Source organism: Trinickia sp. EG282A (assembly GCF_040965455.1).
GTDB classification, from domain to species: domain Bacteria; phylum Pseudomonadota; class Gammaproteobacteria; order Burkholderiales; family Burkholderiaceae; genus Trinickia; species Trinickia symbiotica.
Genome location: NZ_JBFRCC010000004.1, coordinates 56,798 through 77,524 on the forward strand (window position 1 = coordinate 56,798; position 20,727 = coordinate 77,524).

Annotated in this window: 18 protein-coding genes; 5 read left to right on the forward strand and 13 right to left on the reverse strand. The window is 62.4% G+C overall.

The annotated features are described in order from the left end of the window. The first annotated feature begins 5 nt into the window (after positions 1-5). The 3 genes from treZ to treY are packed head-to-tail and all read left to right on the forward strand — an operon-like array spanning position 6 to position 7,191. Positions 6-1,949: a malto-oligosyltrehalose trehalohydrolase gene (gene treZ / locus AB4Y31_RS19620; RefSeq protein ID WP_368675382.1), complete on the forward strand. Its 1,944-nt coding sequence runs from the start codon at positions 6-8 to the stop codon at positions 1,947-1,949. Continuing rightward, positions 1,946-4,183 carry a 4-alpha-glucanotransferase gene (gene malQ / locus AB4Y31_RS19625; protein WP_368675383.1) on the forward strand — a complete coding sequence of 746 codons (2,238 nt, stop codon included), beginning with the start codon at positions 1,946-1,948 and terminating at the stop codon, positions 4,181-4,183. Before treZ ends, malQ begins: the two co-directional genes overlap by 4 nt. Continuing rightward, positions 4,180-7,191 carry a malto-oligosyltrehalose synthase gene (gene treY, locus AB4Y31_RS19630; protein WP_368675384.1) on the forward strand — a complete coding sequence of 1,004 codons (3,012 nt, stop codon included), beginning with the start codon at positions 4,180-4,182 and terminating at the stop codon, positions 7,189-7,191. The genes malQ and treY overlap by 4 nt, the downstream gene beginning before the upstream one ends. A gap of 36 nt (positions 7,192-7,227) precedes the next feature. Here the strand turns inward: treY and AB4Y31_RS19635 are convergent, their stop codons facing one another. Continuing rightward, positions 7,228-8,067, reverse strand: coding sequence for a sensor histidine kinase (locus tag AB4Y31_RS19635; protein WP_368675385.1), 840 nt, complete (start codon positions 8,065-8,067; stop codon positions 7,228-7,230). A 124-nt stretch (positions 8,068-8,191) separates the two neighbouring features. Between AB4Y31_RS19635 and AB4Y31_RS19640 the strand changes: the two genes are divergently transcribed. Together AB4Y31_RS19640 and AB4Y31_RS19645 are read left to right on the forward strand one after the other, a co-directional pair. Next, positions 8,192-8,533, forward strand: a complete 342-nt coding sequence (locus AB4Y31_RS19640; protein WP_018439781.1) for an FKBP-type peptidyl-prolyl cis-trans isomerase — start codon at positions 8,192-8,194, stop codon at positions 8,531-8,533. Between the two features lie 64 nt (positions 8,534-8,597). Beyond that, positions 8,598-9,380 carry a helix-turn-helix domain-containing protein gene (locus tag AB4Y31_RS19645; RefSeq protein WP_368675386.1) on the forward strand — a complete coding sequence of 261 codons (783 nt, stop codon included), beginning with the start codon at positions 8,598-8,600 and terminating at the stop codon, positions 9,378-9,380. 82 nt (positions 9,381-9,462) lie between these two features. Here AB4Y31_RS19645 and AB4Y31_RS19650 read toward each other — a convergent pair whose 3' ends face one another. The 12 genes from AB4Y31_RS19650 to AB4Y31_RS19705 all read right to left on the reverse strand — a co-directional run bounded on the left by AB4Y31_RS19650 (position 9,463) and on the right by AB4Y31_RS19705 (position 20,655). Next, a complete protein-coding gene (locus tag AB4Y31_RS19650) occupies positions 9,463-10,653 on the reverse strand; it encodes an O-succinylhomoserine sulfhydrylase (protein ID WP_368675387.1) in 1,191 nt (396 codons plus the stop codon). 104 nt (positions 10,654-10,757) lie between these two features. Beyond that, on the reverse strand, positions 10,758-11,642 hold the full coding sequence (locus AB4Y31_RS19655; RefSeq protein WP_368675388.1) for a 2OG-Fe(II) oxygenase: 885 nt from the start codon (positions 11,640-11,642) through the stop codon (positions 10,758-10,760). 107 nt (positions 11,643-11,749) lie between these two features. After that, positions 11,750-12,844 (reverse strand): S-adenosylmethionine:tRNA ribosyltransferase-isomerase, encoded by a 1,095-nt coding sequence (locus AB4Y31_RS19660; RefSeq protein WP_368675389.1) that lies wholly within the window; start codon positions 12,842-12,844, stop codon positions 11,750-11,752. Between the two features lie 147 nt (positions 12,845-12,991). Further along, positions 12,992-13,804 carry a hypothetical protein gene (locus AB4Y31_RS19665; RefSeq protein WP_368675390.1) on the reverse strand — a complete coding sequence of 271 codons (813 nt, stop codon included), beginning with the start codon at positions 13,802-13,804 and terminating at the stop codon, positions 12,992-12,994. Further along, positions 13,770-14,006: a hypothetical protein gene (locus AB4Y31_RS19670; RefSeq protein WP_368675391.1), complete on the reverse strand. Its 237-nt coding sequence runs from the start codon at positions 14,004-14,006 to the stop codon at positions 13,770-13,772. Before AB4Y31_RS19670 ends, AB4Y31_RS19665 begins: the two co-directional genes overlap by 35 nt. A 401-nt stretch (positions 14,007-14,407) precedes the next feature. After that, entirely contained in the window at positions 14,408-15,208 is an 801-nt protein-coding gene (locus AB4Y31_RS19675; protein ID WP_368675392.1) for a hypothetical protein, read from the reverse strand. Between the two features lie 36 nt (positions 15,209-15,244). Next, a complete protein-coding gene (locus AB4Y31_RS19680; RefSeq protein WP_368675393.1) occupies positions 15,245-15,505 on the reverse strand; it encodes an autotransporter outer membrane beta-barrel domain-containing protein in 261 nt (86 codons plus the stop codon). An 8-nt stretch (positions 15,506-15,513) separates the two neighbouring features. Continuing rightward, positions 15,514-15,657 (reverse strand): hypothetical protein, encoded by a 144-nt coding sequence (locus AB4Y31_RS19685; protein WP_368675394.1) that lies wholly within the window; start codon positions 15,655-15,657, stop codon positions 15,514-15,516. Then, positions 15,657-16,283 (reverse strand): hypothetical protein, encoded by a 627-nt coding sequence (locus AB4Y31_RS19690; RefSeq protein WP_368675395.1) that lies wholly within the window; start codon positions 16,281-16,283, stop codon positions 15,657-15,659. Before AB4Y31_RS19690 ends, AB4Y31_RS19685 begins: the two co-directional genes overlap by 1 nt. Before the next feature lie 107 nt (positions 16,284-16,390). Further along, entirely contained in the window at positions 16,391-18,082 is a 1,692-nt protein-coding gene (locus tag AB4Y31_RS19695; RefSeq protein ID WP_368675396.1) for a hypothetical protein, read from the reverse strand. 49 nt (positions 18,083-18,131) lie between these two features. Beyond that, positions 18,132-18,884 carry a hypothetical protein gene (locus AB4Y31_RS19700; protein WP_368675397.1) on the reverse strand — a complete coding sequence of 251 codons (753 nt, stop codon included), beginning with the start codon at positions 18,882-18,884 and terminating at the stop codon, positions 18,132-18,134. A gap of 91 nt (positions 18,885-18,975) precedes the next feature. Beyond that, entirely contained in the window at positions 18,976-20,655 is a 1,680-nt protein-coding gene (locus AB4Y31_RS19705; RefSeq protein ID WP_368675398.1) for a hypothetical protein, read from the reverse strand. Positions 20,656-20,727: the final 72 nt, after the last annotated feature.

Consider the following 20,727-nt stretch of genomic DNA (forward strand, 5'->3'; position numbering starts at 1 on the left):
GCCCCATGTCCGAACATCCGCTCGATCGCCGGCAGCAGCGTCACGCGCACTGCCTGCCGTTCGGCGCCCATCTGATCGATGCCGCTTCCGGCGCGCCGCCACACACGCGGTTTCGCTTCTGGGCGCCAGCGTACACGGCGGTCAGCGTGGAAATCGAATACGCCTCCACGACGGTCGCTGTCGAAATGACGCCGGCGGGCAACGGTTGGTTCCAAGCGCAAGCCCAATGCGGCGCAGGCGCGCGCTATCGCTATCGGCTCGGCGGCCCCGACGGGCCCGCCGTTCCCGATCCCGCCTCACGGTTTCAACCCGAGGACGTGCATGGGCCGAGCGAGGTGATCGATCCGCGCGCCTATGTCTGGCAGCAATCGCAGTGGCTCGGTCGGCCATGGGAAGAAATGGTCGTCTACGAACTGCACGTCGGTACGCTCGGCGGCTACGAGAGCGTGGCCAAGCGCCTGCCCCGCATCGCCGAACTCGGCGTCACTGCCATCGAGCTGATGCCGATCAACGATTTCCCTGGCCGCCGCAACTGGGGATACGATGGAACACTTCCGTTCGCGCCCGATTCGGCCTACGGCCGCCCTGAAGACCTCAAGGCGATGATCGATCGCGCGCACGAGCTTGGACTCGCCGTGCTCATCGACGTCGTCTACAACCATTTCGGCCCGGATGGCAACTATCTGCCTTCGTACGCACCCCAGTTCTTTCGCGAGGACGTGATCACACCGTGGGGTCCGGCGATCGACTTTCGCCGCCTCGAGACGCGCGAGTTTTTCGCCCAAAACGCGCTTTACTGGCTCCAGGAATATCGTTTCGACGGCTTGCGAATCGATGCCGTCCATGCCATAGGCGACGACGAATGGCTGCGCGAGCTGGCGGACCGAATACGTCGCACCACGGAGCCGGGGCGCCACGTGCATCTCGTGCTCGAGAACGAGCACAACACGGCGAGCCTTTTGCAGGGCCATTTCGACGCTCAATGGAATGACGATGCGCACAACGCGTTACACGTGCTGTTGACCGGCGAGCACGAAGGCTATTATCGCGCGTATGCCGACGAGCCGATCCGCAAACTCGCGCGCGTGTTGGCCGAGGGTTTCGCCTACCAAGGAGAGCCGTCGCCGATCCACGACGGCGCGCCGCGCGGCGAGCCCAGCGGCCACCTTGCGCCGACTTCGTTCGTGATGTTCCTGCAGAATCACGATCAGATCGGCAATCGCGCGTTCGGCGAACGGCTGCGCACGCTCTGCGCGCCGCAGGCACTGCTGGCGGCGACAGGGCTAATGCTGCTGTCGCCGCAAATTCCTCTCCTCTTCATGGAAGAAGAGCACGGCTCGACGCAACCGTTCCTTTATTTCACCGACTACGACGGCGAACTCGCCGATGCGGTGCGCGAGGGACGCCGCCGCGAGTTCGCGAAATTTTCTGCATTCAGCGATGCGGAGCGGCGTGCGCGCATTCCCGATCCCAACGCCGTACAGACGTTCGCGCTATCGTCGCCGCCCGCCGAAAACGGCAGTTGCGAAGCGACGACGACGGGTAACGGCAATGCCGGCGGCGAGCGCGATGCATGGCTTCACTTCTACCGCTCGGCGCTTGCCGTGCGGGCCAAGCTGATTGCGCCACGCATCGCGCAAGCACGCTCCCTCGGCGCCTCGGTGCTCGCTATGCGCAACGGCCACGAAGCGAACGCGCTTGTTGCGCGCTGGCGGCTTTCGGACGGCGAGACGCTCGCCATCGCGCTGAACCTGACGCCGGATGCACTGCCGTTCGCTGAGCGCCCCGACGGCATGGTCGTTTTCGAAACGCCTCCGCGTTCGCGCGATACCGTGGAAGCGGGTGACTTGCCCCCCTACGCATGCATCGCGTGGCTGACCGGGGACGTCAACAGCTACGCATTGCGGCACGATTCGCGCGTGCTTCAGCCGCGGGAGAACACCGCGTGAATGCGCCGACGCAACCGCCAACACCCGCGCCCTCGCTCGAGTCGCGGCGTTCCGCTCGCTCCGCGCGTCAAGCCATCGAGCGCGTCGCCACGCGAGCGGGATTCTCGGTGCATTGGGAAGACGCACACCGCCGCAAGCGCCGCGTGCCATCCGAAACGCTGGCGGCCCTGCTCGCCGCGCTCGGACTGCCCTGCGCCACGCGCGAGGAAGCCGCCGAGAGCCTTGCCGCGCTCGACGCCGAACACCAACATGGCGCGTTGCCTCCGCTCGTCACCGCCGAATGCGATCGCGCCATCGCGCTGCCCGCCGCAGCCATCGAAGCGGGCACTCGATATCGAATCGAGCTCGAGAGCGGCGAAGTCATCGACGGCCGTCTCAGCGCGCCGAGAGCCCAATCGGCGCTGCTTGCGCCGATCGCCGAGCCGGGCTACCACCAGCTCCTCCTCAACGATCGCCGCATCGCGCTTGCCGTTGCGCCCTCGCGGTGCCACACCGTCAGCGACGCGTGCCTCGCGGCAGGCGTGGAAGGCGGCGAAGCGCCGGCGCTATGGGGCATCGGTGCCCAACTTTACGGGCTGCGTCGCGCAGGCGATGGGGGCATCGGCGACTATTCGGCGCTCGCCGCATTCGCGGCCGAGAGCGCGCGCCGAGGGGCGCACGCGCTGGCGATCAGTCCCGCGCATGCGATGTTCAGTGCCGACCCGGGCAAGTTCAGCCCCTACTCGCCGTCTTCACGTCTTTTCCTGAACGTGGCTCACATCGACCCCGCGGCCGTGCTCGGCGACGAGGCTCTGCGCGAAACGCTGGACGCGCTCGGCGCCGGCGCAGCGTGGGCCGCGCTCGAGAGCGAGCCGCTCGTCGATTGGCCTCGCGCCGTTACGCTGCGGCTCAAGGTTTTGAGGGCGCTGTTCGACCGCTTCAGGGCTCACGATTGCAACCAACGCAGCCCACTGGCAGCGCAATTCGATGCCTTTTGCGCGCAGGGCGGCCGAGCGCTCGAAGACCACGCGCGTTTCGAGGCGCTCGACGCGCGCCAGCGAGCCGAGCACGGACAAACGCATTGGCGCCGATGGCCGGCCGAATTGACCGACCCGCGACGTGCCGAAGTCGACGCGTTTGCGCGTGAACACAGACAGGAAATCGACTTCCATCTGTTCATGCAATGGCTCGCGGCGGCAGGCCTCTCGGAGGCTCAGCGGGCCGCGCGCGATGCCGGCATGGCGATCGGGCTCGTCGCCGATCTCGCGGTCGGTTGCGACGGAGCCGGCAGCCACGCCTGGTCGTACCGCGACGACATGCTGGAGGGCGTCTCCGTCGGCGCCCCGCCCGACCTCTTCAATCAAGCCGGACAAGCGTGGGGCTTGACGACGTTCTCGCCACGCGCGATGCGCAACCAGGGCTTCACGGCATTTATCGATATGCTCCGTGCCACGTTCGCGCATGCGGGCGGATTGCGCATCGATCACGTACTCGGTCTGCGGCGTCTGTGGCTCGTTCCCGAAGGCGCGTCCCCGGCCGATGGGGCTTACCTCAGCTACCCCATCGACGATTTGCTGCGACTTATCGCGCTCGAATCGTGGCGGCATCGAGCGATCGTGATCGGCGAAGACCTCGGCACCGTGCCGGCGGGCCTGCGCGATCGCCTCGCGGAGCATGGTCTGCTCGGGATGCGCGTTCTTTGGTTCGAGCGCAACGAGGAGGACGGCGGATTCCGCGCGCCCGAGCAATGGGGAGCGAGTTCGGTTGCAATGACGACGACGCACGATCTGCCGACCGTTGCCGGCTGGTGGGAAGGACATGACATCGAGTGGCGCAGCCGCATAGGCCAGACCGCGGCGCGCCCTGACGGCAAAGACCCCGTCGCCGTAGCGCAAGCCGAGCGTGCGACGGACCGCGAAGCGCTCTGGCATGCGTTGCAGCAGGCCGGCATTGCCGCGCGCGATGTCGGCGCGCCGCCGCTCGAAGAGCCGCCCGTCGACGAAGCGCTCGCGTTCGTCGCGTCGACGCCGACGCCGCTCGCCCTGTACCCGCTCGAAGATCTGCTCGGGCTCGCCGAGCAGCCGAACCTGCCCGGCTCGATCGACGAGCATCCGAACTGGCGCCGCCGCGTAGGCGCCCCTGTCGACACGCTGTTCGCCGACGCCGCGTTCGCCGATCGCCTGCTTGCGATTGCGCGCGTCCGGGCGAGCGCGGCGGGCGGCCCCGCGGCGCCCGAGCCGCCCCGCGCATCATGACGCTGCCGCGCTCCACGCTCAGGTTGCAGTTGCATCGCGGCTTCACGTTCGACGATGCTGCCGCGCATGTCGACTACTTCTCGGCGCTCGGCGTGAGCCATCTCTATCTGTCGCCGATCACGACTGCCGTGCCCGGCTCGATGCACGGCTACGACACGGTCGACTACGGCAACGTCAACCCGGAACTCGGCGGCGAGCCCGCATTGAAGCGGCTCGCCGCTGAATTGCGCGCGCGGCAGATGGGCATCGTCGCCGACATCGTGCCGAATCACATGGGCATCGCGGGCAGCCACAACGCGTGGTGGCTCGACATCCTCGAATGGGGCAGGCACAGCGCGCATGCCCGTTACTTCGACATCGACTGGCATTCGCCCGACCCCGCGTTGCGCGGCAAAGTGCTCGCGCCTTGCCTCGGTGCGCAGTACGGCGAGGAGTTGATGGCCGGTCGCATCACGCTGTCGTTCGACACGGAGCTCACGCGCATTGTCGCGCGCTACGCCGAGCACCTGTTTCCGATCTGTCCCGTCGATTACGCGACGATCTTGCGGACCGCTATCGATGGCAAGGCGCTCAGGGATGACGCTAAACGCGCCGAGGCCGGCAAGGCTCGGCCGACGGCGGAGCAAGACCGCGAACGCGAGGCGCTGAAGGTGTTGGCCGCGCATTTCGACGGACTCACGGCGCAGCCCGACGAACGGCCGCGCGCGCAAGATGCGTTGGAAGCGTTGCACGCGTTCGTCGACGCGCACGGCCGCGCTGCCATCGACAACGCGCTCGCCGCCTATTCGCCCGATACGCCCGCCTCGCGCGAGCGCCTCCATCGGCTGCTCGAGAGGCAGTACTTTCGCCTGGCCTGGTGGCGCACCGCCGCCGACGAGGTGAACTGGCGGCGCTTTTTCGACATTTCGACGCTCGCGGCCGTGCGGGCTGAACGCACTGAAGTGTTCGAGGCCGCGCACGCGCTCATCTTGCGGCTTTTCGCCGAAGGCGTCATCGACGGCGTGCGCATCGACCATATCGATGGCCTGCTCGATCCGCGCGAGTACTGTCAACGCCTGCGCGAGCGACTCGCCGAACGTGAAACGCAGCGTCCGCCCCAGCTCGACGGCACACGCGCCTATCTCGTCGTCGAAAAGATTCTTGCGCGCGGCGAGGCGTTGCCCGCCGATTGGCCGGTCGATGGCACGACGGGTTACGACTTCATGAACGACATCGGCGCGCTGCTGCACGATCCCGAGGGCGAGGCCGCGCTGACGGCCACATGGAACGAGTTGGCCGCGAGCGAAACGACCTTCGCCCAGGAAGTGCTCGCCGCGCGCCGGCAGGTGCTCGCCGAAAACCTCCCGGCTGAGCTCGATAGAGCAACGCGCGCCCTGCACCGGCTGGCGCGCGAGCAGCCGGCCACGCGCGACTTCACGTTCCTTGCGATTCGTCGCGCGCTGACCGAGCTGGCCGTTCATTTCCCGGTGTATCGGTTCTACCCGGTCAACGGTCTCCGTACGGAGGCCGATGAGCGCTACTTCCGCACGGCCTACGAAGCCGCACGCGCGGTATTGCCGGCGGCCTATCACGGCGTGCTGGCTAAACTCGACGAATGGCTCGGCGGCCTTGGACCGCAAGCGCGAACGCAGGCGCCGGCGCAAGCGCAAGCGCCGGCAGGTACAGGCACGGAAGCGGCGAGCGGAGCGGAGGCCGCCAGGACGCCGACCCCGAATCGCGAACGGCGCACCGCATGCGCGCTCTTTGCGCAACTGACTGCGCCGCTTGCGGCGAAGGCCGTCGAGGACACCGCATTCTATCGATATGGCCGGCTGCTTTCGCGCAACGAAGTCGGGGCCGATCCGGGCGACTTTTCGCTTTCGGTCGAAGCGTTTCACGAAACCAATCTCGCCCGCCAGCAACGCTTTCCGCACGCGCTCGTCGCGACGGCCACGCACGATCACAAGCGCGGCGAAGACGTTCGTGCGCGGCTCGCAGTGTTGAGCGAAATCGCAAGCGAATGGAGTGCCACCCTGCGTGCCTGGTCGACATTGAATGCGCCTCATCGTCGCGAAGCGCCAGGGGCACTGGCACGGGCGGCCGCGGAGCCGCCGGCGGGCGACGTAGCCTACCGCCTCTCGCACGGATGGGCTCCCGGCGCCGCGGCCGAGGCGATGCTCTATCAAACGCTCGTCGGTTGCTGGCCGTACGATCTCGATCCATCCGACGCCGCGGGCGTCGAAGCGTTCGCCGAGCGCGTCGCGCAGTGGCAGTTGAAAGCGCTGCGAGAAGCGAAGCTAAGGACGACTTGGTATGCGCCCGACTTGGAATACGAAGCGGCATCGCGCGACTTTCTCTTCGACATACTCGCGCCGCAGCGGCGCGACGGTTTCCTGCGCGAGCTCTCGCAGTTCGTTGCTCGCGTGAGCCGCGCGGGCGCCGTCAATAGTCTGTTGCAAACGATGCTGCGCATCGCGTCGCCCGGGGTGCCCGATCTTTTTCAAGGCACCGAGCTTTGGGACTTCAGCCTCGTCGATCCCGACAATCGCCGGCCTGTCGATTTCGCGCTGCGTCGAGCGATGCTCGTCGATACGCCGCCGAGCGAACAGCTTTCGAACTGGCGCGACGGGCGCGTGAAGCTTGGCGTCATCCATCGCGCATTGACGCTGCGCGCCGTATCGCCGGCGCTTTTCCTCGAAGGGTCGTATATCCCGCTTTCCGTGCAGGGGACTTACGCACGGCACGTCGTCGCGTTCGCGCGTCGGCACGGGGATGCGTACGCCATTGCCATCGCCACGCGGTTTGCCTGTGGGCTTCTCGCGCCTGAAAGCGATGTACCGCTCGTCGATCCAGCGGTGTGGCAGGACACACGCGTCGAACTGCCGCCGGCGCTCGCCTCGCGTGCCCTGTTCGATTGGTTGAGCCCCGGCGCGCCGAAGGTCGATGACGACGGAAATCTTTTCGTGCAAGACGTATTGACCGCGTTGCCCGTCGCACTACTTGTCGAGGAGGGCGTGCCGGGGCGGTGACGTTGTGAGCTATCCGCTTCGCCCTGCCCGCGAACATCAAACCGCCACGAGCGGCACGCGTAGAGAAAGCGCCGACGGTTGCCCGTCCAGCGTGTCGCCTTGCTCGAACATCCCGCCATGCGCCGATGCTACGCGCTGCGGCAGCGCAAGAACCCAGGCGATGCGCCCCGCTTCGCGCGCAAGCATCGCCTGCTTGCGGGAGAAAGCGTCGAACGCGTGCGGCAGCTCCGCATCGCTCAACGCGGCGAAACTCGTTGTATAGGCGACGTCGACACGCCACGAACCGGACTCGACACTGCTCGCGAGCGCCACGGAGCCGCCAGGCGCGCTGGCTTCGACGGCAAATGCCAGCATCACCCATATTGCCTGCGAAAGCCGCTCGCGGTCGCCATCGCACTGCTCGGCATCGAGTTGCGAATCGAGCTTGATCGTAACCCCGCGCGCATCGGCCAGCGCGCGCCGGACATCGTCGAGCGAGCGGTCGAGAGCCTGCCTCATGGCGAACGGCGCACGCGTGAGCGGCAGCGCTTTCGTCTCGGCGCGCGTGCTGTCGACGGCTTCCTCCAACAACTTCACTTGTTGATCGACGCCCGACCGGATGCCTGCGAGCGCGCGTTGCGCCGCGGCGTCGTTCGGGTCCAGCTTGCGTTCGAGCACATACGCCCAGCTATGGATGGCGTTCAGAGGACTCCGCAGATCGTGGGATACGATCGACAGCACGTGGTCGCGCATAAAAAGCGCCGTCTCGGCGCGCATACGCGCAAAGCGTTCGTCGGATGTGGCAGCGGCAACGGCACTGAAAGACGTCGACACGATCGGCCCCTCGTATGAAGCGCTCGACGGCCCATTGATCGCCGCGCCGTCGGGGCACGGCATTTGCTCAGCCTCGCGGCGATGGGCAGGACCGGGTAGCACGTTGATGAGACTGACATTATAGGCACCGATGCCAACGGTGAGCGCCTACAATGGCGCTTTTAACCGTGATTCGAGGAGTTCTCCGATGTCGATCGTGACAACCGCTTCCGGCCTCAAGTATGAAGACCTGACCGAAGGCGCCGGCGCCGAAGCTACCGCCGGCCGCACCGTCAGCGTGCACTACACGGGCTGGCTCACCGACGGGCAGAAGTTCGATTCGAGCAAGGACCGCAACGATCCGTTCGCGTTCGTGCTCGGCGGCGGCATGGTTATCAAGGGCTGGGACGAAGGCGTGCAGGGCATGAAGGTGGGCGGCGTGCGGCGGCTCACCATCCCGCCTCAGCTCGGGTACGGTGCGCGCGGCGCGGGCGGCGTCATTCCGCCGAATGCGACGCTCGTGTTCGAAGTCGAACTGCTCGAAGCGTGATTGAGCACGCGGGGCCGGAATGCGAGCCGCGCGTGAAGACGTAACGTGAAGGACTGAGAGACGCATGAGCGAGCAGGCGATCCGTGCGCCCAGCGTGACGCTGCGCTGCTTCGAGGAGGCGAGCGCAGCTGACGAGCACGATTTCCATCAAGTCGTGCTCGGGCTCGACGGCGCGATGGAGATGGCCGTGGACGGTGTTGCGCAACGCATCGACAAGCGCTATGCGTGGCTGATACCGGCGGGCTCGCGGCACGAATACGCGGGAATCGGCGAGAACCGACAAGTCGTGCTCGATTTGTCGCCCGCCTCGCTCGCGATACCCGAGCGGCTCTTTGCTCGCCCGCTCGTGGTCACCCTCGATGACGCGTTTGCCCGACTCGTCATGGACGTGGCAACGGGCGGTGCGCCGATTGCGAAACCCGCGTCGACGTTCGGGGCGTCGCACTCCCGGCAATTCGCGTGGGATACCGCGACGCGTCTCGCTGCCGCACTCGCCACGGCAATCGGCATCGAACCACCCGCTGTCGGGCTCGATTTTCCTCGTATCGACAAGTGGCTGCGGACGAATTTGTCCGAGCCGTTGCGGGTGCCCGATCTTGCGGCACATTGCGGATTCGGCACGCGGCGCTTCCATCAGTTGTTCGAAGAAGCGTTCGGCACGACGCCGCATCGCTATTTGCAGCGCCTGCGGCTCGACACGGCCCTCGCGTTGCTGCGCGATCCTCGCAACACGCTGACTGACGTCGCGCTGGCCGTCGGCTTTGGCGATCAGAGCGCGTTCACGCATGCGTTCACGCGTCGATTCGGGCTTGCACCCGGGCAGTGGCGGGCGATGCGCGCTCATTGAGCGCGCACGCGTCGCTGTGCGCTCCTTTATTGAGACCGAGGCTAATCGGGGCCGGTTGACACAGCGTCGTCAGTGGTCCAAATCAGCGGTTCAATCCTCGACCGAGGTCCGCACAGATATCGTCCGCATTCTCGAGCCCCACCGCGACGCGCAGCAGCGCTTCGGTAATGCCGGCCTGCGCGCGCGCTTCCGGGGTGATGCGACTGTGCGTCGTCGTTGCCGGATGCGTAATCGTCGTACGCGTATCGCCGACGTTGGCCGTGATCGAGCAGAGCTTCGTGTTGTCGATCACACGCCAAGCATTTTCACGTTGTTGCTCGGGTGTCTCGCCGACCACCTCGAATGCCAGCACCGAGCCGCCCGAGCGTTGCTGCCGCTTTGCCAGCTCATACTGCGGATGCGATTCGAGCCCCGGATAAAAAACGCGCTTCACCGTGGGATGCGCCTCGAGCCACCGGGCGACGGTCAACGAGGAGGCGGAATGGCGCTCCGCACGCAGTGCAAGCGTCTCCATCCCTTTGAGCAGGATCCAGGCGTTGAACGCGGACATCGTCGGCCCAGCGGTGCGGACGAACGGGAAGACTTTCTCCATGATGAACTGACGCGTACCGACGAGCGCGCCACCCAGCACCCGGCCCTGCCCATCGATGAGCTTCGTGGCCGAATGCATGACGACGTCGGCGCCGAGCTTCAACGGTTGCTGAACGGCGGGACTGCAAAACGTGTTATCGACCACGTAAATCGCGCCCGCCGCTTTCGCGATCTTGCCGACGGCTTCGATATCGCAAAGCTCGGTCATCGGATTCGAAGGCGTTTCGACGAAGAACATCTTCGTCTCGGGCCGCACGGCGGCTTTCCATGCATCGAGGTCGACGGGGTCGACGTACGTCGTTGTAATCCCGAAGCGCGAGAAAATTTGCGAGAACATGCCGAGCGTCGAGCCGAAAAGCGCGCGCGAACTGACGATATGGTCGCCCGCCTGCATCGCGGCCATGACGACGGAGAGAATCGCGCTCATGCCCGAGGCCGTCGCGATGCAAGCCTCGCCGCCTTCGAGCGCGGCGAGGCGCTCCTGGAACATCGTGACCGTCGGGTTCGTGAAGCGGGAATACGTGTAGTAGTCCTCGGAATGCTTGAAGCGCTCGGCGGCTTCGGCGGCGCTTTTGAAGCAGAAGCTCGAGGTCAGGAAAAGCGCTTCGCAGTGTTCGTTGAATTCCGTGCGCGTGGTGCCGGCGCGCACAGCAAGCGTGTCGAAGTTCAGCGGATCGTTCATATCGGGGCGATGCCTTGGGGCGTTGAACGGCAATCAGGACATCATACCCGATGCCGCGTGCAAGAGCCGTGACGACCCCGCTTCTGACTACAACGCGTCAATGTTCATAGATGAGGGTGTTCGCGCACCCACTTGGTCATGATCCATTTCTCGCCGCCCGCCACAGGGGTGCCGCCGTGCAAAGTGAGCGGATCGAGTTGGCGCGCTTCATTCATATAGCGGAAATAGACAGCGCTGCCTTTTCGCGGAACCACCGATATCCCAACCTCCGGGAAGATCGTCGCGCCACCAGCCTCGACGTCATTGAGGTAGACGATCAGCGTGGCGACGCGCTGCCCGCCACGCTTGACATGCACATTGCTGCCCCGTTGATTCGGTGGGAAGTAATCGAAGTGCGGGCAGTATTCGCCGCCGAGCTGATAGCGCAGCACTTGAAGACCTTCTCCGTTCTCGACGGGCCAATTCATCAAGCTCGCGAAACGCCGCTCCAGGCGCGCAATGAGTTCGTTCTCACCGCGCTGGAACCATATCCCATCGCTGGTTCGATTGGGGATGACATCCTGGGAGCCCGTCTCGGGATTGACCGTTGTCGATGGTCGAAGCCGGTCGCGTGAGCGCTCGATGATCGCCTGGCATTCATCATCAGTGAGCACGTCGCCGAATACGATGATTTGTGGCTTCTCGCAACGCAGCAACACTTTGATGTTGCGGTCCTCCGCGCGGATGACGTGGCCGCTTGCAACGGGTAATGGATCATATTGATACTCTCGTGACGTCCGTTCGGGAATCGCCGCTTCGGTGCCGACTTCGGGGGCAGCGAATTCCGTCGATTCGGCAGCAGCGAGTCGCGTCGATCGCGCTACTGCGGCACTAGCTGCTACCTGATCGAAACCCGCTTTGATCATTGCCTCGATCATCGATTCCGGCGTGCAACCGCGGTTTTGGTTGAGGGTCAGCCAATCTCGCCAAGTGTCGTCTAGAACAGGCATCAGATGCTCCGAATCTTTAGCAACCGCACAATCTTTGGGCGCGTTCGAATGTGATTTTTCGACCGGGACGCTCGCAACGCATTGGCACCCTCAGCGCACGAGATGCGCTAAACGATTAACATGCTATCTCCGAACATGTCGAATTCATAGATCCTCATTTGGAGCATCTCCGCGTAGCTTTTCATTACGAGGTCTTTACCGGCGAACGCCGCCGTCAGCACAAGGTGCGTCGACCTCGGCCGGTGAAGGTTCGTAAGCAATGCATCCGCGACGTTGAAGCGAAAACCGGGGTAAATGTAAAGATCGGTCCATCCCGTCTGCGGCTCTATTGCCGCCTTTGACGTCTTGCCGACCGCCAATGTTTCCAGAGTCCGTAAAACGGTCGTCCCGACTGCGACTACGCGCCGCCCTTCGTCCATCGCCCGATTGATTTGAGCCGCGGCTACTGGACCGACAGAAAAGAACTCCGGTCTCACTTGGTGCTGTTCGATTCCAGGCTCGCCAATGGCACGCACCGAGAGAAGCTCGGTCGCGCCCACGTGCAGCGTGATGTACGCGATTTCGACACCCTTGCTGGCTAAGCGCCCCAGCAACGCCTCGGAAAAGTGAAGACCCGCCGATGGAATTTGCAGCGAGCCGGGCGTCTTCGCATACACCGAACGATATGCAGCCGGCGTCGAACGCCAGGACGACGACACGGGGCTTGCAGCCGCCGAGCCGCGTTCCGCCGGCAAGGCCGAGCGGTAAAAGCGCTGCCCGTACTGCTCCAATGTCTGCGTCAATCGGTCCATAGGATCAAACGTGGCCCTCCAAAGCCCACGCGGCAGCGGCGCGGTCAAAGTGCATCGAAGTCGGTCGTCGTCGGCCGACACTAGGACAAGGCCAGATTCGGGCATGTCGATCGGCCGGATGGCGACGATGGCCGTACCCTCCGGCTCATGACCGCAGATGATCACCCACGCCGCACGATTGGCGTGCTGGAACAAAAGCATGTTCGGCAATACATAGCTGTCGTTCAGAACTAGAAGGTCGCCGTCGCGAAGATGGTCGCAAATGGACGAGAACACCTCATGCGCGATTGTTCCGCGTGCCCTGTCGAGCACGATCATCCGTCCGCAATCGCGCTGCCGGCCCCGCAATTCGGCAGGGAACTCTGGTACGAGGGCGGGCTCGAGTGTGAAGTCGAAGTCCTCGGTTTTCACATTGCACCCCCTCTTTATCGTCCGCAGCCGATCATTCGCGCCGGGCAGCGCGCGAACGTATCGCGCGCTGACCACCCGTCACCACGCCCGGACACCACGTGGTTGCGCGGTGGAGTGAATCAGCTCAAAGATGTTGGAGCATCCTCGTCAGTACAAGACCGCGGTTTGCGAAGCGTGTGCGAGCACCGTATGCTGACCATCGTCAGGCGGATACGAGACAGTTATGTTGCATGTCTCCCCATCGCCCTTGCTATCGGACACGTCCGAAGGGTTGTAAAAGATCGTGAAGGACGCCTGTCCTTTGTCGTCGGTCACCTGTTGCGATGGCAGACATTGCAACGGGCTCTCGCAGTGAATACCGCACAAAGCGCCCTTCACAGGGTTACCGAAAACCGCGTCCCCGTCCTTCAAAGTCGCCGTGACCGTGTAGCTATGGTTTTCGTCAAACTGCGGAACAAGCGGCCATAGCGTCAATGAATAGCTTGTCGTGGGCGTTGGGGTCGGCGTCGGGGTCGGCGTCGGCGTCGGGGTCGGCGTTGGCGTTGGCGTTGGCGTTGGCGTTGGCGTTGGCGTTGGCGTTGGCGTTGGCGTTGGCGTTGCCGCAATGATTTTGAACTCGAAGATTTGTACCCCCGTTTCGTAACTACTGGAGGCGCACAACATGTAATAAGTACCGTTATTCAGAAACGCATACACATCGTCTTTTCCGTGTGACAACCTTATGATCGAATCTGACATTGACACGTAGTTGAGTGTGAAAGTGGCCGCATCCGATGGATCGGACGTAAACCAAAGTGCCGGGTCGCTTTCGTGTAACGTGAGATAACGCCCACTGGATTCGCGGCGGATCTGTACTTGGTTGCCGCCGGCACTTAGAAACGTAAATAGGTCGACCTTTTGCTCGCTGGTCGTCAGGTTGGGCGAGTCATAAGCTTCCCAATACCAATTCGTACCTTGCAACTGCACATACCCCTGGAGTATTGGGGCGGGTGTCGGTGTCGGTGTCGGTGTCGGTGTCGGTGTCGGTGTCGGTGTCGGCGTTGGCGTTGGCGTTGGCGTTGGCGTTGGCGTTGGCGTTGGCGTTGGCGTTGGCGTTGGCGTTGGCGTTGGCGCAGCAGTGAACTTGAAAGGTCGTTCGTCTGACGCCCCTGTTTGCAGCCATTTGCCAGTTACCGTCCCGTCATCAGCGGTCTGACTGTAAAGCGACACCTTACGCCCGGTCGTAAATCCCGTGGAGCTATCGCAATCCCGCGTTGCAGTCGTGCTGTGTCCGCCCTCCTCGTCGAAGTATGCGGACCCCGAGTCTTCAATAGTGAACTGAACTTGCTGGCCGGACCCCGGCACATTATTCACATCGCCGTCTACATACACAATGCGCGCGCGAACGTCGATAGGGCTAACACCATCCGCTGGCTGCGGACTGCCCTTCACGAAGACCCGAATCTCAGGCGTCTGGTTCTTCTGGTTCTTCCCCATGGCAATCTCCCAGCGGTACGCTGTCAATCACAAAGTCAAAACAAGAACTTTCTCTTAAATCCAGGACGACAACTGTCACCTGCCCATTCACCACGCGCCGCTCACCTTGGGGGGCGAAACAAACGACGGGTACACGTAGATGCTCTCTTCCTGTCCGGTTGGATCTGAAATCTCCACCTCCACCGCTCCAGGCGTCACACCGTCGCTACTCTTCACGCCGACCATTACCCATCCCGAGGAATTTATCGTCGCGGTAATGGATTTCTGTCCATTTTTTTCGAATACGCCTGGGCCTGAGGAGATTCCCATATTGACTGAGGTGTTCGCCGGACCGAAGACGCTGATCTGGCATTGCGAGATGGCATCGCATGGTGCGGCACGCGTATAGCCGTAGCTCAAGACGTAGTCCACATCCAGACTAGGAATTTGCATCGGCAGGAAGGGCACCATCTTTTGCACCGGCGTGATCACCCCCAACATCGCCAACGCGTTTTTATCTGCGCTGCCCTGATAGAACGGCGCAACGGCAACCGCTGCGAGCCAGTTCTTCGCGGTACCAGGCATCTGAATACTGCATTGCCAAGTCCCATCGTCTCCGATCGCGAAGTTCTGCTTGGTCGGGTCGACGTTCTGCCCGACAATTGTGGCGCCGTTGCCGACCACCAGCACACAGCGCAACTTGGGCCGGCCATACACTGTCAGCACACTCGATGGTTGCCAGTCCGGATGATGGCCTTCGTCGAGCGGAGGACTGCCGTAAGCAGCCACCACGTCGAGCAAGAGCGCCGTGCCGCCTCCCTTGATATGTAGTTTGCTCTCGGCATCCATAGTGAAATCGTCACTGAGCTTGATGGCACCCAAATCGTCGTTCGTGGCTACCGGCAACATTTGCTTTCTCCTTGAATCGCCTTTGGCTGTTAAGCGTTAGAACGTATAGCGCAACCCGAGCGTCGCTCCGATGCTCTCGAAGCCATGGCCGAGTCGCTGTTTTCCGCTCACTTCTCCATACATCGACAGATTCGGCGTAATCATCCCGGCGGCGCCAATACCGAGTTGCACGGCACTGCCCGGCGTGGCGACCAGGAACGTCTGGCCTGGCATCGTTACATTGCGCGAGTTCATGCAGGTTTGCAGGAAATCGACGCGCATGTACGGCTTCCACGAAACCGTCCAAGGAACAGGCATCGATATCCTCACTCCAAGAAGCCCGTGAAAGCGAACATGTCGCCTCTATTGACGTTGAAACCGTCGTTGTCTTGCCTGCCCTCGAACTGCAGCAACTGCGCATGCACCTGCTCGAAGACAAGTTCGATGTCGCTCGATGCGCCGCCTTCCATCAAAAAGCCGCAGCGAAATTCAGGAATGCGGCGCTGTCCAACTGCAGTGCAACCAGGTCGCCTCGCGTGAAATTGGCCCTACCATTGGTAAAGTTCACTTGCCACTGGCCATCCACGCGAGTGACAGTACCGATTGTCCGGAAAGGCTCCCCTCGGACCGATTGCACAGTAATCCGCAGAGTCACGTTCGCGGTTGGAGGGTTGCCGTAATCAATGAGGCGGATGAGCGCATCGGCCTGTGGCATGCGACGCGATATCGAAACCACCCAGGCATCCACGAGGCCCGGAGCGTACAAACCATAGCAGCAACACTGATGGGGCCGCCAACTGGCGAGGCCTGAATCGATCACGCTCAACTTCAGCACCGGCGACGACAGCTCGTCCTGGCCGGTCCGGTAAACGTTGTAATAGACGTCGTATACCCCGGGCGCATCGATATCGCTCAAGGAAAAGAACGCCACGTCGTGAACGTATTTTTGAGGCAGCAGAGAGTTTCCCTCCTCGGGATACGTCTTCGTTGGCAATGCTCCCATGTGGACCTTGACTGTATCGCCAGGCCTTGCATCCGGAAGATAAGCGCTGACGACGATGTTCTGGCTCGCCGGATCGATGGTCTGGACATCCACGGTCTGCTCCGCAGGCTGCTCAGAGCCTGGCACTCCGCCGGACTGGAAGATCCACGGCCGCCATAGGCCGCTCGGGTCGACGCTCTTTGACGCTACCAGTATCCCGCTCATGTCGCGCTCCCGCGTGCGCCATGCCCGGCTTCGAAAAGCGGATCCGCCATGGCGTCACCGTCTCTCACGCCTGCGCCAGCTGGCGGAACAGTATCCAAGCCCAGCGTCAGCGGCAGTGAACGGTAGAGGGCCGCCCGTGTCTGTTTGTCCTTGGCGTCGCTGCTGAAGATGGTGTATTGCGCCTCGAGCGTACCCATTTCGCCGGTCGTGAACTTGTTTCCGAAACCGGTCAGATCGGCCGCCTGGAAATCGAAAATCATAGGTTGACCGTTCTTTATCATCGGCGTGACAGTGAAGTAGTACACGCCTTGGAGCACCTTGCCGCGAGGTTCGTCCAGGCCGTCCGCCCAGGGGCGATACCCGTTCAGGTACACGTACATTTCCACTATGTCCTTCACTTTGACGCTATCGAGCGCGGGATCTTCCAGAGGCACGCGAAGCTGCAACATGCCCCCGCGGCCATTGATCGGCCATCCCGCGACGAAACCGGAGCCGCCGACCGGCAATGGCGGCGGTGCCGGAGTCTCACCTTCGACAGCAGGGGGATGAATCGCGGGAGGAATGCCGTCCGCCGAAACGGAGGCCGCAAACGAGACGATGACATCGCCAGCCCTCAGCTTGATTGCGTACTGCAGGCTGTTGTTCGAGCGGTCGTTGTAGTCCTTGCTGCGCAGACTGGAGGTACTGATGTTGAAGGTCGCTACGTCGTTGGCTTCGCCCTTCGGCACCACGGGGCTTGCCCCTTGGAACTCTCCGTTGCAGAAAAGAAATGCGATATCGCTAGGCGTCGCACCTTGGTAGAAGGGGATTCCGATTGTCACCCTCGGATTGCTGGTCAGGTTCAGTTGCTGGGGGACTTCCGGTGGCGCGATATTCGCCTTTTTGGAAAGGTCCAGCATGATGAGCCAGTCGAAAGCGTATCCGCTGTCCGAGGCCACACCGAGCTGCCAGAAAAGCTTGTCGGCCGTGGCAATGGGCACGTCAGGGACCGCAGATGCATTGAACTTGCCGCACACGAACACTTCGGCCGCTCCGGATGCGTCGGTCACGAGCTCGACAAAGTTGTTACTGTCCACCTCCAACTGCTGATTCGGGCCGTCGGTCATTTCCCTGTAGAACGCATAGCGGTTGATATTTGGCGGTTCCGCTTGGCAAATCAGCCGGATGCACATATCTCTCAGCGGCGCGTAGTTGTTGTTCTGATCCGGATCCCACACGAAGAACCGGTAATGCGCATGGTTGCCCGATGCCGGCGTAGCCACATCTCCGGCTGGCGGAATGCTGAGCATCGTCGCCTGCGGCACCAGCGAAGTCGCACTCGGCTCAATTACCTTGTAACGGTAAGGATCGGAAGTCAGCGTCGGGATCTTGTCGTAGGTGGCATAGAACTCGTCGGGATTGGTCGTCCAAACCAGTGCCCGGAAGGTGGCGGTCCCCGCCTTGGAGTCGACTGAATCCCGCGTGAGGCCGACGATGACGAGTCCCTTGTCGATCTTCTTGAACCCGTCATAGGGAAGCATCGACGCGCCAGTTCCGAACGGTTGAAAGCCGACCGTATCGCTGTCCCCGATGGAGCCGTTATCGATGCGAACATAGGCGACGACGGTAACGATCTTGCCGGTAAAGAAAGGCCGCCGCTCGTCGGGCAACGGTTCCTTGCCGTCGACGGTGATGTTTATACTGGGCATGGTTCGCCTCTGTTGGCTATTGCCTTCCGAAGTATCGAGCCGACCGGAGTCAAAGCGTCAGAGCCAGGTAGATCCGCTCCGGTTGACTGCTTTCATGCATGATCGACACCATGTCTCCGCGGCTCAAACGCATGGGCGAAGACACCCCAGGCTCGGGCTCGATGCTCCAGTTCCCGTCGCGCTGGCAGCTGAGTGTGACGAAAGGCCTCTCGCTTCCCGCCAGATACAAACCCAGCTTGGCCCCGATGGTTGAGACGGAGGCCTGGTCGTCGAGCGATCGCAGCAGGATCCCGCTCGCATCCAGCGGCAGATCATAGTCCGAAGCAACGATCCAGCTTTCGATCGGCTCGGCTGTAAGGCCCCCGCTGTACGTTCCAAAGAAGCTGGTCTGCACCGAGCCGGCCACCGGGGCGGCGGGCGCGTTCTTGACCGTGACTGACTTCGCGGGACTCGTCGACATGTTCTCCGCCCTATCCGCCAGGACATACGAAACGTTATATGTGCCGTCTTGCAACGCCCAAAGCGGGGCGACGTAGACCGGCAACGTCTTGCCATAGGTAAGCTCGTTCGGCACGGCCAGATAGTAGTAGCGGCGTACCTGCGGCAGCGTTTCGCCCAACGCGGGGCTGAACTGCAACATGATCCGGTCGCCCCAGTTTCGCTGCGAGTAGAAGGGAATGTTCACCTCCACTGCTCCTTGCGCCGCGATGTCCGGATCCTGCAGATCGAGGATGTCCGGCAGTACGGGCGGATCCAGCGCCTTGAGCAAGTTTCGCCCCGACGGCCGTTCCATGACTGGCATGTCCAGCCTCATTGTCGTCGTCCTCGCAGATGGAAAAGGGAAGGTGCGGCGCGCAGAAGCCCCTGCGGGGCTTCCCGTCGCCGCGCCGTCGTCACTTCTTACTGCTGCGGTCGCGACGCGTCATGCCCGGAATCACCGAACTGAAAATCAGGGGACCGAGGACCGTCGAATAGCCCTTCGGTGTGCCATCGCTGCGCGCAACGCTGACCTGCACTGATATCAGGCTGTCTTGCCTCTGGTTGGGATCGTCCGGCACGTGCAGCCGGGGGCCGTAGCCCATGATGTCCGCGTAGGTGAAGGAAAACTCGGCCGTGCCCGAGGCTGCCAATGTGGCATCGACGTCTAGCGGGCGACTGGGCGCCCCATGCCGTTCGTCATCCGTGCCGGCGGCCCAGCCGTTCAGATATAGCTTGGCGGTTAGTTTGTCGCCGGCGTCCGGCCTCAAAGTCGCCTGTGCATTTGCATCCCATTGGGCCTTGATCGTAAGACCGTACCTACAGACGTCGTAATCCACGGGCCCGACCTGAGAAGCGCCGAGCTGTTCTATTTGTGGCCTCTTCAGCGTGAAGCCTTTCGGATAACCGCCGGGGTAAGGGGGCTCATTTGGATCGATCGCCTCGGTGACATTGAACAGGTATGACTTCGATTGGGTGACGAAAAGTTTGCTACCGCGCACAACCCCGCCTACCAGTACGTTGTCTCCCACCAGCACGAAGTTGTCGGTCGTCAGGGGCGACTCGAACGTCGAATCGTAACCGGTCGCCAGATCCGTATCGGGATCTTTGATGTACACGGTTTGCAATAGTCTTTTCTTGGTCTTATTGAACACGTAAACTACATCGCCTGCCACGTAGACGCCTGCTCCTGTCCCCTGCCTGACGGCAATCGGACAAGTCCCGGTATTCGCTGGTGGCTCGTATTGGTTCCCTTCCACGCCCGGGCCCGAGATCTCCGGCGCATTGATTGCCCCGTTACGGTCCAAATTCACGAAGAGAAGAGCCTCGGCTCCACCCATGGTGGTATTGCCGAGGGCGAGATCGAATTGTTGAAATACCGCTTGAGTCTTCCCCGTGATGAAGAAATTCACGTGGCCACCGCTGTCAGACCTGAAATAGTACTTGCCGTCGGCGTCTGCGGAAACCGAAGTCGTCGAACCGACCGTACCCGTCCATAGGGCGACCGCTGTAAGGTCCAGGCTCTGGCCCGACTCGTGATCTTTGGCTAAATATGCTGGTCCCATACGCACATCATTGATCGCTGTCGGAGGGTCGCCTTGAATCTCAAGTTGAAAGTCTATCGTGAAGTAGTTGTTCGTAGTGTTGTCCGGAGGAGCGCCATTGCTTTGCGTCAAATGGACTTCGTCGGGTGCAATGCCTACGCTTACAGGTTCCAGCTCATAGGCATTCAACGTCATGGCCACGTTGACGATCGGCGTCGCCCACGGCGTCGTCGTGTTCTCCACACACCAGACGGGATCACTACCATCTTCCGTGTCGATATGAAACACCTCCAGCTCCGCCGTATCGGCAGCCGTCGCCTTTACGTCGACATACGGCGTTTTGGCGCTGCTCCACATATTGCTGTTCCGCGAGTCCTGGTCAGTGGGCAGAAAGCCGTCGGCAGGTCTCTTGCCGTCCCTCGACCTGTAGAGCCAGAACCTGATGACGTCGCCCACCTTGATGGAATCCGGGCTTGTTGTCGTCACTTGTAACGTAATGACTTGGCCCCGCTCAATGTCAGCGCCCGCGATAGGATTAGTGGTAACCCCCATGGCAACCCCCTTTCAATGACCAATGCTTCAGTGTTGTTGACGATAGACGACGATGCGCTGAACGACAGCACC

What these genes read in the sequence shown, in the direction of transcription:
- AB4Y31_RS19640 (WP_018439781.1), top strand. Translation starts at nt 8,192, where the DNA reads ATGTCGATCGTGACAACCGCTTCCGGCCTCAAGTATGAAGACCTGACC.
- AB4Y31_RS19685 (WP_368675394.1), bottom strand. Translation starts at nt 15,657, where the DNA reads ATGGAAGGCGGCGCATCGAGCGACATCGAACTTGTCTTCGAGCAGGTG.
- AB4Y31_RS19635 (WP_368675385.1), bottom strand. Translation starts at nt 8,067, where the DNA reads ATGCCGTGCCCCGACGGCGCGGCGATCAATGGGCCGTCGAGCGCTTCA.
- AB4Y31_RS19650 (WP_368675387.1), bottom strand. Translation starts at nt 10,653, where the DNA reads ATGAACGATCCGCTGAACTTCGACACGCTTGCTGTGCGCGCCGGCACC.
- AB4Y31_RS19670 (WP_368675391.1), bottom strand. Translation starts at nt 14,006, where the DNA reads ATGGCTGCAAACAGGGGCGTCAGACGAACGACCTTTCAAGTTCACTGC.
- treY (WP_368675384.1), top strand. Translation starts at nt 4,180, where the DNA reads ATGACGCTGCCGCGCTCCACGCTCAGGTTGCAGTTGCATCGCGGCTTC.
- AB4Y31_RS19655 (WP_368675388.1), bottom strand. Translation starts at nt 11,642, where the DNA reads ATGCCTGTTCTAGACGACACTTGGCGAGATTGGCTGACCCTCAACCAA.
- AB4Y31_RS19645 (WP_368675386.1), top strand. Translation starts at nt 8,598, where the DNA reads ATGAGCGAGCAGGCGATCCGTGCGCCCAGCGTGACGCTGCGCTGCTTC.
- AB4Y31_RS19705 (WP_368675398.1), bottom strand. Translation starts at nt 20,655, where the DNA reads ATGGGGGTTACCACTAATCCTATCGCGGGCGCTGACATTGAGCGGGGC.
- AB4Y31_RS19680 (WP_368675393.1), bottom strand. Translation starts at nt 15,505, where the DNA reads ATGCCTGTTCCTTGGACGGTTTCGTGGAAGCCGTACATGCGCGTCGAT.
- treZ (WP_368675382.1), top strand. Translation starts at nt 6, where the DNA reads ATGTCCGAACATCCGCTCGATCGCCGGCAGCAGCGTCACGCGCACTGC.
- AB4Y31_RS19675 (WP_368675392.1), bottom strand. Translation starts at nt 15,208, where the DNA reads ATGTTGCCGGTAGCCACGAACGACGATTTGGGTGCCATCAAGCTCAGT.
- AB4Y31_RS19695 (WP_368675396.1), bottom strand. Translation starts at nt 18,082, where the DNA reads ATGCCCAGTATAAACATCACCGTCGACGGCAAGGAACCGTTGCCCGAC.
- AB4Y31_RS19700 (WP_368675397.1), bottom strand. Translation starts at nt 18,884, where the DNA reads ATGCCAGTCATGGAACGGCCGTCGGGGCGAAACTTGCTCAAGGCGCTG.